Annotated in this window: 10 protein-coding genes; 6 read left to right on the top strand and 4 right to left on the bottom strand. The window is 66.0% G+C overall.

Going from position 1 to position 14868, the window contains the following annotated elements; translation table 11 throughout:
- Complete coding sequence (gene treS / locus HU772_RS09175; RefSeq protein ID WP_186660414.1) at positions 1 to 3318, bottom strand: maltose alpha-D-glucosyltransferase; 3318 nt, start codon at positions 3316 to 3318, stop codon at positions 1 to 3.
- A 157-nt stretch (positions 3319 to 3475) separates the two neighbouring features.
- Entirely contained in the window at positions 3476 to 5494 is a 2019-nt protein-coding gene (locus HU772_RS09170) for an alpha-1,4-glucan--maltose-1-phosphate maltosyltransferase (RefSeq protein ID WP_186660412.1), read from the bottom strand.
- 138 nt (positions 5495 to 5632) lie between these two features.
- On the opposite strand from HU772_RS09170, the gene HU772_RS09165 reads away from it, so the two are divergent.
- Together HU772_RS09165 and HU772_RS09160 are read left to right on the top strand one after the other, a co-directional pair.
- Positions 5633 to 5791 carry a hypothetical protein gene (locus HU772_RS09165; protein WP_186660410.1) on the top strand — a complete coding sequence of 53 codons (159 nt, stop codon included), beginning with the start codon at positions 5633 to 5635 and terminating at the stop codon, positions 5789 to 5791.
- Between the two features lie 159 nt (positions 5792 to 5950).
- Complete coding sequence (locus tag HU772_RS09160) at positions 5951 to 6211, top strand: acyl carrier protein (RefSeq protein ID WP_186660408.1); 261 nt, start codon at positions 5951 to 5953, stop codon at positions 6209 to 6211.
- Here the strand turns inward: HU772_RS09160 and HU772_RS09155 are convergent.
- Positions 6186 to 7856, bottom strand: coding sequence for an AMP-binding protein (locus HU772_RS09155; protein WP_186660407.1), 1671 nt, complete (start codon positions 7854 to 7856; stop codon positions 6186 to 6188). The two genes, HU772_RS09160 and HU772_RS09155, sit on opposite strands and share 26 nt — an antisense overlap.
- 300 nt (positions 7857 to 8156) lie before the next feature.
- Between HU772_RS09155 and HU772_RS09150 the strand changes: the two genes are divergently transcribed.
- The 4 genes from HU772_RS09150 (at position 8157) to HU772_RS09135 (ending at position 13807) form a co-directional block, all read left to right on the top strand.
- On the top strand, positions 8157 to 9320 hold the full coding sequence (locus HU772_RS09150) for an isovaleryl-CoA dehydrogenase (protein ID WP_186660405.1): 1164 nt from the start codon (positions 8157 to 8159) through the stop codon (positions 9318 to 9320).
- Positions 9321 to 9434: 114 nt separating this feature from the next.
- Positions 9435 to 11042: a carboxyl transferase domain-containing protein gene (locus HU772_RS09145; protein ID WP_186660403.1), complete on the top strand. Its 1608-nt coding sequence runs from the start codon at positions 9435 to 9437 to the stop codon at positions 11040 to 11042.
- A 3-nt stretch (positions 11043 to 11045) separates the two neighbouring features.
- Complete coding sequence (locus HU772_RS09140) at positions 11046 to 11855, top strand: gamma-carboxygeranoyl-CoA hydratase (RefSeq protein ID WP_186660401.1); 810 nt, start codon at positions 11046 to 11048, stop codon at positions 11853 to 11855.
- The gene (locus tag HU772_RS09135; RefSeq protein WP_186660400.1) at positions 11852 to 13807 is read left to right on the top strand and encodes an acetyl/propionyl/methylcrotonyl-CoA carboxylase subunit alpha; all 1956 of its coding nucleotides are present in this window, start codon (positions 11852 to 11854) and stop codon (positions 13805 to 13807) included. The genes HU772_RS09140 and HU772_RS09135 overlap by 4 nt, the downstream gene beginning before the upstream one ends.
- A 354-nt stretch (positions 13808 to 14161) precedes the next feature.
- Here the strand turns inward: HU772_RS09135 and HU772_RS09130 are convergent, their stop codons facing one another.
- Positions 14162 to 14815, bottom strand: a complete 654-nt coding sequence (locus tag HU772_RS09130) for a LexA family protein (protein WP_186660398.1) — start codon at positions 14813 to 14815, stop codon at positions 14162 to 14164.
- Positions 14816 to 14868: the final 53 nt, after the last annotated feature.

Genomic DNA, 14868 nt, shown 5'->3' with positions numbered 1-14868 from the left:
TCATGCTTCACCCCAGGTACTGATCAACCCATGCAATCCATGCAAAGGCACGGCCAGCCAGCTTGGCCGGTTCTCGGCCTCATAGGTGATCTCGTAGGCGGCCTTCTCCAGGCAGAACAGCTCCAGCGCCGCGCGCTCGCCCTCGGCCTGCTGCCAGGCATGGGGCATGGCGGCGGTGGCCAGGCCGTAGGCTTCGACGAAGGCGTGACGCGACTGATGCAGGTACTGCCGGGCGACCCGCTGGCGGGCCTGGCGAGCCGCGTCGGACAGGTCCACCGCCGAGGCGCTACGCAGGATCATCGCAGCAGCATAGTCGAACGAGCGCAGCACGCCGCTGACGTCCTTGTACGGGCTGTGCCTGGCCCGGCGCTCGTCTAGCGGCCGCGCCGGCTCGCCCTCGAAATCGATCAGGTAGGCGTCGCCCTGCACCACCAGCACCTGGCCCAGGTGCAGGTCGCCGTGCACCCGCATCAACAAGCCGCCCTGGGCCCGCCGCGCGAGTTCGTCGACGTGCTGTTGCAGGCCTTCACATTGTTGTTGCAAATCATCGACCAGGGCCTGGCTGTCGTTGTCCAGCGTGTCGCGGTGCAGGGCCAGCAGGTCAAGGGCATGGGCCAGCTCGGCGCCGACCTGGGAGCGCCAACGAGCGCTGTCGCTGGCGTCGCTCACGCGCGGCGCGAAGGCTTGGTTGGCCGTCGGCGCCGCGAGCAGCAGGTGCATCTCGCCCAGGCGCTGGCCGAGCAAGGCGGCGAAACCGCGCAGCTCGGCCAGGGCATCGGTGTGCCCCTCCTGTTCGCGACTGTTCGGCTCCATCTCGTCGCGGATCGCCCGCTCCAGGGTGTTCTGGGTCCAGTCCCAGGCATCGCCCTGGTTGCTCAGGTAACCCTGGGCAATCATCAATAGGTGCGGCTGTTCGCCCTCATCGATACGGCTGACCCAAGCCAGCAGCGGTGAAATATTGCTGAAGCCGGCGGCGGTCAGGTAGGCACTCATTTCCAGCTCCGGGTGCACCCCTGGGTTGACCCGGCGGATCAGCTTGAGCACCAGGCTGCCGCCGACCACCACCGAACTGTTGGACTGCTCGGCGCCGAGGTAGCGCACTTCGCTGTCATCATCCAGGGCCAGGGCAGCGAGCTGCTCGTTGCATTCGAAACGCAACTCGCCCAGGCCCTCGCCGCAGGGCAAACGTAGACCGTCCTGGCAGCCGCGCAGCACGGCGCGAACGAACGACTCCAGCACGAAGGCATCGGTGATCAGCCCCACCTGGCGCCCCCGGCGTACCCGCGACAGCGCCAGTTGCTGAGGCAGCGCGGCATTGATCTGCTCTTCCGGCAGCAGGCCGAACGGCAGTTGGTAGCAGATGGCAGCGTCATTACCTCGCACCTCGACTTCGCTGAGCAACACCGGCAAGGCCGAGGTGCCGAAGCGCACGCCATAGCGCAAGCGCACCTGTTCGAGCGGCCCTGCCTTGCCGGCGAACCAGCGCCGCTTGGGCAGGTACTGCGGCAGGATGGTGCCCTGCAAGGTGTCGCGCGCCGGTGCTTCGAGTAACTCCTCCATGCGCTTGCGCAGCACCAGGGTGGTCAGTTCGGGCAGGCCCTCGGCGGGCTGGACATGCCAGCTGGGCATACGGTCATGGGAAGCCAGCAAGAACCAGTAGAAGCCGTAAGGCGGCAAGGTCAGCAGGAATGGCAATTGGCCGATCGGCGGGAAGGCGCTGCCGCCAAGCATCTCTACCGGCACCCGCTGCGCGTACTGCGACAGCTCCAGTTCGGCGGCCTGGGCGGCGCGCGAAACGTTGGCCACGCACAGCACCACCTCGCTGTTGCCGTCCGGGTCGCTGTACTCGCGCAGATAGGCCAGGATGCGGCGGTTGCTCGGGGCAAGCATCTTCAAGGTGCCACGGCCAAAGGCCTTCTGCTGCTTGCGCACCGCGAGCAGGCGGCGGTTCCAATTGAGCAGCGAATGCGGGTCGTGGGCCTGGGCCTCGACGTTGATGGTCTGGTAGCCGTACAGCGGGTCCATGATCGGCGGCAGCACCAGGCGTTGCGGGTCGGCGCGGGAAAAACCGCCGTTGCGGTCCGGCGACCACTGCATCGGTGTGCGCACGCCGTCGCGGTCGCCCAGGTAGATGTTGTCGCCCATGCCCAGCTCGTCACCGTAGTACAGGGTCGGCGTGCCGGGCATCGACAACAGCAGGCTGGTGAGCAGCTCGATGCGCCGCCGGTCACGCTGCAGCAACGGCGCCAGGCGCCGGCGGATGCCGAGGTTGATGCGCGCGCGACGGTCCTCGGCGTAGTAGTTCCACAGGTAGTCGCGTTCACGGTCGGTAACCATTTCCAAGGTCAGCTCATCATGGTTGCGCAGGAAGATCGCCCACTGGCAGTTGGCCGGGATCTCCGGGGTCTGGCGCAGGATGTCGGTGATCGGGAAGCGGTCCTCCATGGCCAGGGCCATGTACATGCGCGGCATCAGCGGGAAGTGGAAAGCCATGTGGCACTCGTCGCCATCGCCCTCGCCGAAGTACGGGCGAGTGTCCTCCGGCCACTGGTTGGCTTCGGCCAGCAGCATGCGGTCGGGGTAGTTGGCGTCGATCTCGGCGCGGATGGCCTTGAGCACGGCGTGGGTTTCGGGGAGGTTTTCGTTGTTGGTGCCGTCGCGCTCGATCAGGTAGGGGATGGCATCCAGGCGCAGGCCGTCGACGCCAATATCGAGCCAGTAGCGCATCACCCCGATCACCGCCTTGAGCACCTGCGGGTTGTCGAAGTTCAGGTCCGGCTGGTGCGAGTAGAAGCGATGCCAGAAGTACTGGCCGGCCACCGGGTCCCAGGTCCAGTTGGATTTTTCGGTGTCGAGGAAGATGATCCGCGTGCCGTCGTACTTCTGCTCGTCGTCGGACCACACGTAGAAGTCCCGGGCCTTGCTGCCGCGCTTGGCGTGGCGGGCGCGCTGGAACCAGGGGTGCTGGTCGGAGGTATGGTTGATGACCAGTTCGGTGATCACCCGCAGGCCGCGCTTGTGCGCCTCGGCAATGAAGCGCCTGGCCTCGGCCATGCTGCCGTAGTCCGGATGCACGGCCTTGTACTCGGCGATGTCATAGCCGTCGTCGCGCCGCGGCGAGGGATAGAACGGCAACAGCCAGAGGGTGTTGACGCCCAGTTCGGCAATGTAGTCGAGCTTGCCGATCAGGCCTGCGAAATCGCCGATGCCGTCGTTGTTCGAATCGAAGAACGATTTCACGTGCAGCTGGTAGATCACCGCGTCCTTGTACCACAGCGGGTCGTCGATGAAGGCTGCCGGGCGGGAACGCTTGGCCATGTGCGACTCCTTTCATTTTCCGGTTCGGCACGCTCCCTGTAGGAGCGGCCTTGTGTCGCGAAAGGGCCGCAGAGCGGCCCCAGCAATTTGTCATGTCGCTAAGAACCTGGGGCCGCTTCGCGCCCCTTTCGCGACACAAGGCCGCTCCTACAGGGGATTAGCGCAGCTTCTCGATGCGCCAGATACCGAACGGCTGGTGCCAGGGCTCGATGCGCATCCACTGGGTCTTGCCGTGCCAGGTCCAGCGGTGGCCGTTCATCAGGTCCTCGCCCTGGGTGTCGGCGTTGTCGTCCAGCCCCAGCTCCCACAGCGGCAGCTCGAAACTGGCCTCCTGGGCGTTGTAGGGGTCGAGGCTGATGGCCACCAGGATCACGTTGTCGCGCTCCGGCGTGCGCTTGGCGAAATACAGGATCTGGTCGTTCCAGCAGTTGAGGAACACCACCCCCAGGTGAGTCTGCAGGGCACGGTTCTGCCGGCGGATGCGGTTGAGCTGGGCGATCTCGGCGACGATGTTGCCGGGCTGGGTGAAGTCGCGCGGGCGGATCTGGTACTTCTCCGAGTCCAGGTACTCCTCCTTGCCCGGCAGCGGCGTGCCTTCGCACAGCTCGAAGCCCGAGTACATGCCCCACAATCCCGAGCCCATGGTTGCCAGCGCGGAGCGGATGAGAAAGCCGGCGCGACCGGAGGTTTGCAGGAAGAACGGGTTGATATCCGGCGTGTTGACGAAGAAATTCGGTCGGTAGCACTGGCTCCAGGGCGGCTGGTTGAGCTGTTCGAAGTACTCGCGCAGTTCCTGCTTGCTGTTGCGCCAGGTGAAATAGGTGTAGCTCTGGGCATAGCCGACCTTGCCCAGGCGCGCCATCATCGCCGGGCGGGTAAAGGCTTCGGCGAGGAAGATCACCTCGGGATGGCGACCGCGCACATTGGCGATCAGCCATTGCCAGAACGGCAGCGGCTTGGTGTGCGGGTTGTCGACGCGGAAGGTCTTGACCCCCTCCTCGACCCAGCCGAGCACCACGTCGCGCAGCGCCAGCCACAGGCTCGGCACCGCCTCGGGGGCGTAGAAGTCGACGTTGACGATGTCCTGGTATTTCTTCGGCGGATTCTCGGCGTAGCGAATGCTGCCGTCGGGGCGCCAGCTGAACCAACCGGGGTGCTGCTTGAGCCAGGGGTGGTCCTGGGAGCACTGGATGGCGAAGTCCAGGGCAATCTCCAGCCCATGCTCGGCGGCGGCGGCGACCAGGCGGCGGAAGTCCTCGCGACTGCCCAGCTGTGGGTGGATGGCCTCGTGCCCGCCCTCGGCGCTACCGATGGCGTAAGGGCTGCCGGGGTCGCCGGGTTCGGCCTGCAAGGCGTTGTTGCGGCCCTTGCGGTGCTGCATGCCGATGGGGTGGATGGGCGGGAAGTACAGCACGTCGAAGCCCATGTCGCGGATCATCGGCAGGCGCTGGTGCACGTCGTTGAAGGTGCCGTGGCGCTCGGCATCGTCGGTGACCGAGCGCGGAAACAGCTCGTACCAGCTGGCGAACAGCGCCGCCTCGCGGTCGACGTCCAGGGGGAATTCACGGCTGCGGGTCAGGTAGCTGCGGTGCTCGGCCTCGAGCATCAACTGCGCGGCATCGGGGTGCAGCAGCAAGGCCACCTGGTCGTCCACCGGCAAATCCACCAGGCGCTGCTGCAAGGTTGCAAGCTGTTCGCGCAACGGCCCGTCGCTGCGTTCGATGCCCTGGCCCAGCAGCAACCTGCCCTCTTCCAGTTCGAGCTTCACCTCCACGCCGGCAGCGTACTTCTTCTCCAGGTCGTGGCAGTAGGTGGCGAAAGGGTCGATCCAGGCCTCGATGCTGAACTGATGCAAGCCCAGCTCGGTGGGGGTGAAGTGCGCCAGCCACAGGTCGTTGCCCGGCGAGTGCATCGGCACGCAGTGCCAGCGCCGACTGTGGGCCTGGCGCCAGTTCAGGCTCACGGCCAGGCGGTCATGGCCATCGCTGTAGACCTTGGCCGTGACCTCGACCTTGTGCCCGCGCACTGCCTTGGCGGCGAAGGTGCCGCCATCAAGCACCGGGCTTACGTCCTCGATCACGATTCGCGGCGCCAGCAGCGCCTGGGACAGGCTGATGGCCTGGTCCGGATGGTCGCCCGCCATGGGCACGCTTTCGAACGGCTCGTTACCAGACATCGACCTGCTCCCCTGGGCTGGTGACGGTAAGGGTTCAGAGCCGTGCTGGCGCGCGGGGTTCAAAAAAAATGAGCGTGGCGGCGCAGGCTTGGGTCAAAGCCTGCGACACCGCTTCATTCATCCCGCGAGGTCAGGCCCATGAACATTCCCATTCCACCAGAGACTCCCGATCCGAACATCGACGACCCGGCCTTGCCGCCGCCGCTGCCCGAGGATGAACCGCAAGAGCAGCCCACCGTGCCGCCCACGGTGGGCGACCCGCCGAGCGAAGAGCCGCCGGTGAGAGGTAGAGGATAGACAAGGTTATGCAATGTTGACCGCCTGAACCGGCACCTTCACGAAGGGGCCGGTCCTGACGGCACAAAGTTACGCCCGATACACCTGGCATTTCTACCAGTGGCGGCCGATCACGAAGTCACGTACAGAGAAACATCACCCTCTGACGACTACCTCGGCATGCCTTCGCGCCTGGATATCACCCTTAACCTGCTGCGGATCCTTGCCTGCTTCCTTGAGCAGAGCCAGCACCGGATCCGCCCGGATATCACTCTCGACGAACTGGGCGCCGACAGTTTCGACGTGGTCGAACTGCAAGCCGTCATCGAGGAAAACTTCGCCATCCACATCAGTCAGGCGATCCACACCTACACCACCTTCGCCGAGTTGGTGGACTTGGTGTTCAGTGCGATGTCTAGCCCCCCAGTTCCTCCACACTGATCTCGCGCATCCGGAACTTCTGCACCTTCCCCGTCACCGTCATTGGAAACTCATCGACAAAGCGGAAATGCCGCGGCGTCTTGAAATGCGCCAGGCGTACCTTGCACCACTGCTGCAGTTCCTCGGCCGTGGCGCTGTGCCCGGGGCGCAGGCGAATCCACGCCACCACCTCTTCGCCGTACTTGCTGCACGGAATCCCCACAACCTGCGCCTCGGCCACAGCCGGGTGGGTATGGAAAAATTCCTCCAGCTCGCGCGGATAGATGTTCTCGCCGCCCCTGATGATCATGTCCTTGTTGCGCCCGACGATACGCACATAGCCAGCATCGTCCATCACCGCCAGGTCGCCGGTATGCATCCAGCCGGCCGGATCGATGGCATCGTGGGTAGCCTGCAGGTTGTCCCAGTAACCGAGCATCACACTGTAACCCCGGGTGCACAATTCGCCGGTCTCGCCACGTGCGACGATGCGTCCGTCGCCGTCCACCAGCTTGGTTTCTAGCTGCGGCTGGGTACGGCCGACGGTGGTCACGCGCAGTTCCAGTTCGTCGTCCGGGCCGGTCTGCAGCGACACCGGGCTGGTCTCGGTCATGCCATAGGCGATCTGCACCTGGGCCATGTGCATCTGCTCGATGACCTTGCGCATCACCTCGATCGGGCAAGTGGCGCCGGCCATGATGCCGCTGCGCAGGCTGGACAGGTCCAACCGGCTGCGCAGCGGGTGGTCGAGCATGGCAATGAACATGGTCGGCACGCCATAGAGGATGCTGGCGTGCTCCTCGGCCACGGCGCGCAAGGTCAGCTCGGCATCGAAGGCATCGTTGGGATAGACCATGGCGCTGCCATGGGTGATGCAACCGAGGTTGGCCATGACCATGCCGAAGCAATGGTACAGCGGTACCGGGATCACCATGCGGTCGCGCTCGGTCAGGCCCAGGCTCTGGCCGACCAGGTAGCCGTTGTTGAGGATGTTGTAGTGGCTCAGGGTCGCGCCCTTGGGCGCGCCGGTGGTGCCTGAGGTGTACTGGATGTTCACCGGCTGGTCGAACTGCAGGCCCTGCTGGCGGGCCTCGCATGCGGCGACCTCTACCTGCCCCGCATGCCCGGCCAGCGCGGCCCAGGGCAGGAAGCCCGCGGGCGGCTCGGCGGCCAGGCTGATCACCCCGCGCAGGTCGGGCAGGCGCTCACTGGCCAATTCAGCGACGCCATGGCTTGCCAGCTCGGGCACCAGTTCCTGCACCATCGCGTGGTAATCGGAGGTCTTGAAGGCATCGGCGCACACCAGCCAGCGGCAGCCGGACTGGCGCAGCACATACTCCAGCTCACCGACCCGATACGCCGGGTTGATATTGACCAGGATCGCGCCGACCTTGGCCGCGGCCAGTTGCAGGATGCACCACTGGGCGCAGTTGGGCGCCCAGATACCGACCCGCTCGCCCACCTCCACGCCCAGCGCCATCAAGGCCCGGGCATGCACATCGACCTCGGCGGCCAACTCGCGCCAGCTGTAGCGCACCCCCTGGTGGCGCACCACCAGCGCCTCGCGCTCGCCATGGCGGGCAACGGTGGCATCGAAGGCCTGGCCGATGGTCAGGGTGAGCAGTGGTTTGTCTTGACGACCGCGCGTGTAGCTTGGTTGAGGCATGGTGATCCCTTCTTGTGGTTGTTCTGGGCATGACTGAAGCAGGCGGCAATTACTCTGGCGCATATTTACGTTTACGTAAAGGTTACTGCCGGATTGACAGTGGCATGACGTAGGCTTACGTTAACGTAAAGGTGAAAACGCCGCCGACCCTGTGGGAGCGGGTTTACCCGCGAATGCGATCATCCAGGCAATGACGGTGACCCTGCTGACGCATTCGCGGGTGACCCGCTCCCACAGGGTTTGCGGAGAATCCTTGGGCTACGGTGTTATCCCATTTCAAGAACAAGAAGGTGCCTGCACATGCATTACCCCAGCCTGAACTTCGCCCTGGGCGAGACCATCGACATGCTCCGCGACCAGGTGCGCACCTTCGTTGCCGCCGAGCTGGCGCCGCGCGCCGCGCAGATCGACCAGGACAACCTGTTCCCCGCCGACATGTGGCGCAAGTTCGGCGACATGGGCCTCTTGGGCATCACCGTGGCGGAAGAATACGGCGGCGCCGGCCTGGGCTACCTGGCCCACGTGGTGTCGATGGAAGAGATCAGCCGCGCCTCGGCCTCGGTGGCCCTGTCGTACGGCGCCCACTCCAACCTGTGCGTCAACCAGATCAACCGCAACGGCAGCCACGCGCAGAAGCTCAAGTACCTGCCCAAGCTGATCAGCGGCGAGCACATCGGCGCCCTGGCCATGAGCGAGCCCAACGCCGGCTCCGACGTGGTGTCGATGAAACTGCGCGCCGAAAAACGCGGCGACCGCTACGTGCTCAACGGCAGCAAGACCTGGATCACCAACGGCCCCGACGCCAACACCTACGTGATCTACGCCAAGACCGACCTGGACAAGGGCGCCCACGGCATCACCGCGTTCATCGTCGAGCGCGACTGGAAAGGCTTCAGCCGCAGCAACAAGTTCGACAAGCTCGGGATGCGCGGCTCCAACACCTGCGAGCTGTTCTTCGATGACGTCGAAGTGCCGGAAGAAAACATCCTCGGCCAGCTCAACGGCGGCGTTCGGGTGCTGATGAGCGGCCTGGACTACGAGCGCGTGGTGCTCGCCGGCGGCCCCACCGGCATCATGCAAAGCTGCATGGACCTGGTGGTGCCCTACATCCACGACCGCAAGCAGTTCGGCCAGAGCATCGGCGAGTTCCAGCTGATCCAGGGCAAGATCGCCGACATGTACACCCAGCTCAATGCCAGCCGCGCCTACCTGTACGCCGTGGCCCAGGCCTGCGATCGCAGCGAAACCACCCGCAAGGACGCCGCCGGGGTGATCCTCTATACCGCCGAGCGCGCCACGCAGATGGCCCTGGAGGCGATCCAGATCCTCGGCGGCAACGGCTACATCAACGAATTCCCGGCCGGCCGCCTGCTGCGCGACGCCAAGCTGTACGAAATCGGCGCCGGCACCAGCGAGATTCGCCGGATGCTGATCGGCCGCGAACTGTTCAACGAAACCCGCTGAAGAAGCTTCAAGCAGCAAGCTACAAGCGGCAAGTAACAGCGCTGCACGCTTGTAGCCACAACACTGAACAATCTTGCAGCTTGAAGCTTGAGGCTTGATTCTGCGCAAGGAGTCATGATGATCCTGAAGTCACAGTTGAACGTTAAATCACCAGAGTTCGCGCAGAGCTGGGCCGCCATGGCGGCCCAGGTCCAGGCCCTGCGCGAGCTGCTCGCCCAGGTCGCCCAAGGCGGTGGACCGAAGGCCCAGCAGCGCCACACCTCGCGCGGCAAGCTGCTGCCGCGCGAGCGTATCGACCGCCTGCTCGATCCAGGCTCGGCGTTCCTCGAGATCGGCCAGCTGGCCGCCCATGAGGTGTACGGCGAGGACGTGCCGGCCGCCGGCGTGATCGCCGGCATCGGCCGCGTCGAAGGCGTGGAATGCATGATCGTGGCCAACGACGCCACGGTAAAAGGCGGCTCCTATTACCCGCTAACGGTGAAAAAGCACCTGCGCGCCCAGACCATCGCCCTGCAGAACCGCCTGCCGTGCATCTACCTGGTGGACTCCGGCGGCGCCAACCTGCCGCGCCAGGACGAAGTATTCCCCGACCGCGAGCACTTCGGGCGGATCTTCTTCAACCAGGCCAACATGAGCGCTTTGGGGATACCGCAGATCGCCGTGGTGATGGGCTCGTGCACCGCCGGTGGCGCCTATGTGCCGGCCATGGCCGACGAAGCGATCATGGTGCGCCAGCAGGCGACCATCTTCCTTGCCGGCCCCCCGCTGGTCAAAGCCGCGACCGGCGAGGTGGTCAGCGCCGAAGACCTCGGTGGCGCCGACGTGCACTGCCGCACCAGCGGCGTGGCCGACCACTACGCCGACAACGACGAGCACGCCCTGGCCATCGCCCGGCGCAGCGTCGCCAACCTCAACTGGCACAAGCAGGGCAAGCTGCAATGCCAGGCACCGATCGCGCCGTTGTACGACGCCGAGGAGCTGTACGGCGTGATCCCGGCCGACGCCAAGCAACCGTTCGACGTGCGCGAGGTGATCGCACGGCTGGTCGACGGTTCGCAGTTCGACGAATTCAAGGCCCTGTTCGGCACCACCCTGGTGTGCGGCTTCGCCCATCTGCATGGCTACCCGGTGGCGATCCTGGCCAACAACGGCATCCTCTTCGCCGAGGCCGCGCAAAAAGGCGCGCACTTCATCGAACTGGCCTGCCAGCGCGGCATCCCGCTGCTGTTCCTGCAGAACATCACCGGTTTCATGGTCGGCAAGAAGTACGAGGAGGGCGGCATCGCCAAGCACGGCGCCAAGCTGGTGACCGCGGTGGCCTGCGCCCAGGTGCCGAAGTTCACGGTGATCATCGGCGGCAGCTTCGGCGCCGGCAACTACGGCATGTGCGGCCGCGCCTACGACCCGCGCCTGCTGTGGATGTGGCCCAACGCGCGCATCGGCGTGATGGGCGCCGAGCAGGCCGCCGGCGTGCTGGCCCAGGTCAAGCGCGAGCAGAGCGAGCGCAGTGGCGAGGCGTTCAGCAGCGATGACGAGAAAAAGCTCAAGCAACCGATCCTCGACCAGTACGAGCGCCAGGGCCACCCCTACTACTCCAGCGCCCGGCTGTGGGACGACGGTGTCATCGACCCGGCGCAAACCCGCGATGTGCTCGGCCTGGCGTTGTCCGCCGCGCTGAACGCCCCGATCGAACAGAGCCGCTTCGGCATTTTCCGGATGTGACCCATGAGCGAATTCGCCACCCTTGAACTGGTCAAGGACCCTCGCGGCTTCGCCACCCTGTGGCTGAGCCGCGAAGACAAGAACAACGCGTTCAACGCACAGATGATCCGCGAGCTGATCGTCGCCCTGGATCGACTGGCCGAGGATGCCGGCCTGCGCTTCGTGGTGCTGCGCGGCCGTGGCCGGCACTTCAGCGCCGGCGCCGACCTGGCCTGGATGCAGCAATCGGCGCAGCTGGACTTCAACACCAACCTGGACGACGCCCATGAGCTGGGCGAGCTGATGTACGCGCTGCACCGCCTCAAGGCACCGACCCTGGCGGTGGTGCAAGGCGCGGCCTTCGGTGGCGCCCTGGGGCTGATCAGTTGCTGCGACATGGCCATCGGTGCCGAGGATGCCCAGCTGTGCCTGTCGGAAGTGCGCATCGGCCTGGCCCCGGCGGTGATCAGCCCGTTCGTGGTCAAGGCCATCGGCGAACGCGCCGCGCGCCGCTATGCCCTCACCGCCGAGCGCTTCAGCGGCACCCGCGCCCGTGAGCTGGGCCTGCTGGCCGAGGTGTACCCGGCCAGCGAGCTGGACGCCCAGGTCGAGGCCTGGGTCGACAACCTGCTGCACAACAGCCCGCAGGCGCTGCGCGCCACCAAGGACTTGCTGCGCGAAGTGGACGACGGCGAACTGAGCCCCGCCCTGCGCCGCTACTGCGAGAACACCATCGCCCGCATCCGCGTCAGCGCCGAAGGCCAGGAGGGCCTGCGCGCCTTCCTGGAAAAACGCCGCCCGGCCTGGCAAGACCACAAGGAGCCGCGCCCATGACCCGCCCTACCCTGACCACCCTGCTGGTCGCCAACCGCGGCGAGATCGCCTGCCGGGTGATGCGCACCGCCAAGGCCATGGGCCTGACCACCGTGGCCGTGCACAGCGCCACCGACCGCGAAGCGCGCCATAGCCGCGAAGCCGATATCCGGGTGGACCTCGGCGGCACCAAGGCGGCTGACAGTTACCTGGTGATCGACAAACTGATCGCCGCAGCCAAGGCCAGCGGCGCCCAAGCCATCCATCCGGGCTATGGCTTTCTCTCGGAGAACGCCGGTTTCGCCCGTGCCATCGAGCAGGCCGGGCTGATCTTCCTCGGCCCGCCGGCCAGCGCCATTGATGCCATGGGCAGCAAGTCGGCGGCCAAGGCGTTGATGGAGCAAGCCGGGGTGCCGCTGGTGCCGGGCTATCACGGCGAGGCCCAGGACCTCGACACCTTCCGTGCCGCCGCCGAGCGCATCGGCTACCCGGTGCTGCTCAAGGCCAGCGCCGGGGGTGGCGGCAAGGGCATGAAGGTGGTCGAGGAAGAAAGCCAGCTGGCCGACGCCCTGGCCTCGGCGCAGCGTGAGGCGCAGTCGTCGTTTGGCGATGCGCGGATGCTGGTCGAAAAGTACGTGCTCAAGCCACGTCATGTGGAAATCCAGGTATTCGCCGACCAGCACGGCAACTGCCTGTACCTCAACGAGCGCGATTGCTCGATCCAGCGCCGCCACCAGAAAGTGGTGGAAGAAGCGCCGGCGCCAGGCCTGTCGCCCGAGCTGCGCCAGGCCATGGGCGAGGCGGCGGTGCGCGCGGCCCAGGCCATCGGCTACGTGGGCGCCGGCACCGTTGAATTCCTGCTCGATGCCCGGGGCGAGTTCTTCTTCATGGAGATGAACACCCGCCTGCAAGTGGAACACCCGGTCACCGAAGCCATCACCGGGCTCGACCTGGTGGCCTGGCAGATCCGCGTGGCCTGCGGCGAGCCGCTGCCGATCAGCCAGGAGCAGGTGCCGCTGGTCGGCCATGCCATCGAGGTGCGGCTGTACGCGGAAGACCCGGCCAACGAATTCCTGCCGGCCACCGGCACCCTGGCGCTGTACCGCGAATCGGCGCCGGGCGAAGGCCGACGAGTGGACAGCGGCGTCGCCGAGGGCGATGTGATCTCGCCGTTCTACGACCCGATGCTGGGCAAGCTGATCGCCTGGGGCCAGGACCGCGAACAGGCGCGGCTGCGCCTGCTGGCGATGCTCGACGAATTCGCCATCGGTGGTTTGAAGACCAACATCGCCTTCCTGCGGCGCATCCTCGCGCACCCTGCGTTCGCGCAGGCGGAGCTGGATACCGGCTTCATCCCACGCCATCAGGATGTCTTGCTGCCTGCGCCGCAAGCCTTGCCGGCACCGTTCTGGGAAGCCGCCGCCGAGGCCTGGCTGCAAAGCGAGCCCGCGCTGCAACGCCAGGATGACCGGGTGTCGCCCTGGGCCGCCCGCGATGGCCTGCGCCTGGGCCTGCCGGCGCGTAGCAGCCTGCACCTGCAATGCGACGGCCATGAACAGGCCGTGGCCTTGGAGCGCAGCGCGCCGTCGACGTATCGCCTGGAGGGCGAGCAACTGCGCCATGACCTCGATGGCCTGCGTCGGCGGTACCTGGCGGTACAGCGTGACGGTACGCTGTACCTGCGCTGGCAGGGCGAGCTGCATGCCGTCAGCGTGCATGATCCGATTGCCGCCGCCGAGGCCAGCCACGCCCATCAGGGCGGCCTGGGCGCGCCGATGAACGGCAGTATCGTGCGGGTGCTGGTCGAACCGGGACAGGTCGTTGAGGCCGGAACCGCGCTGGTGGTGCTGGAGGCGATGAAGATGGAGCACAGCATTCGGGCGCCCCACTCCGGGACGGTGAAGGCGCTGTTCTGCCAGGAGGGGGATATGGTCAGCGAAGGGACAGTGCTGGTGGAGCTGGAGGAGGCGTAACGGCGGCAATGTGTTCGTCTAAAGGGTTGTTTCGCCTGTGAGATCGAGCGCCGCCCGCGCGGCGCATCGCGACGCAAGGCCGCTCCTACATCTGTTTCGGGCCAGTCAATCCTGTGCCATCACCTGGCACGCCTTGTTGGTACGACGCGGTTTCAGTGTGGGCACCACTGGCGCCTCACCTGTCTCAAGACATGCACCAAGGCGGGCAACCATGGCCTGACAGGTTTGGCACGTTGCAACAAATGTAGGAGCGGCCTTGCGTCGCGATGCGCCGCGCGGGCGGCGCTCGATCTCAAGAGCGCTGCAAGGCTCCCGCCTGGCACCTCGCAGCCCCAACACGATCTGCACGCGAACCTAGAGCACCCCGTGCATCCGCACCACCACCCCGAGGAACTCGCACCCTTCCTCGCACAGTACCGTCGGATACAAGGTATTGAGCGGCCTGAGCATCTGCTGCCCGCCCTCCTCGATCAGCTCGCGCAGCACCGCCGGCTTGCCCGGTTGGCGGGCCACCACCAGGCGCCCCGGCGCGGCCTCGATCCCCGCATCCACCAGCACCAGCACGCCCTGCGGCACGCTGCGGCCACTGGCGGCATTCATCGCGTCATTCTCCACCGGCAACCAGAAGGCGTTGCCGGCCGGCATGTAGCCGGTCAGCTCCTGGGTGTCGCCGGTGTGCGGCAACGCCCCTTGCAGGTCGGCCCAGCGCAACACCGGAAAGCGAAAACTGGCGTGGCGCAGGGCATTGACCGACGGCGGCCGCTCCACCGCATAGACACCCCGGCTTTCGCGGGTCATGTCCCGCTCGACCACCATCACCCGCGCCTCGAGGTACGCCAGGCCCAGCTTTTCCAGCTTTTCGTTGACAGTGGCCAGGGTCGGCCTGCGCGTGCCGCGCAACCAATGGCCGACACCGCCTTGGGTCATGCCCAGGCGTTCGGCCAGTTGATGCTGCTTGAGGTTGTGCTCGCGCTGGTAGCGCGACAGAAATTCGATCCAGTTTTCCATGGCTGAGAACGATACGGGCTGGATGAACGGCTTCAATACACATCCAGAATTAT

This window comes from Pseudomonas xantholysinigenes, assembly GCF_014268885.2.
Classification (GTDB): Bacteria; Pseudomonadota; Gammaproteobacteria; order Pseudomonadales; family Pseudomonadaceae; genus Aquipseudomonas; species Aquipseudomonas xantholysinigenes.
This window is presented reverse-complemented; position numbering and strand designations above follow the sequence as displayed.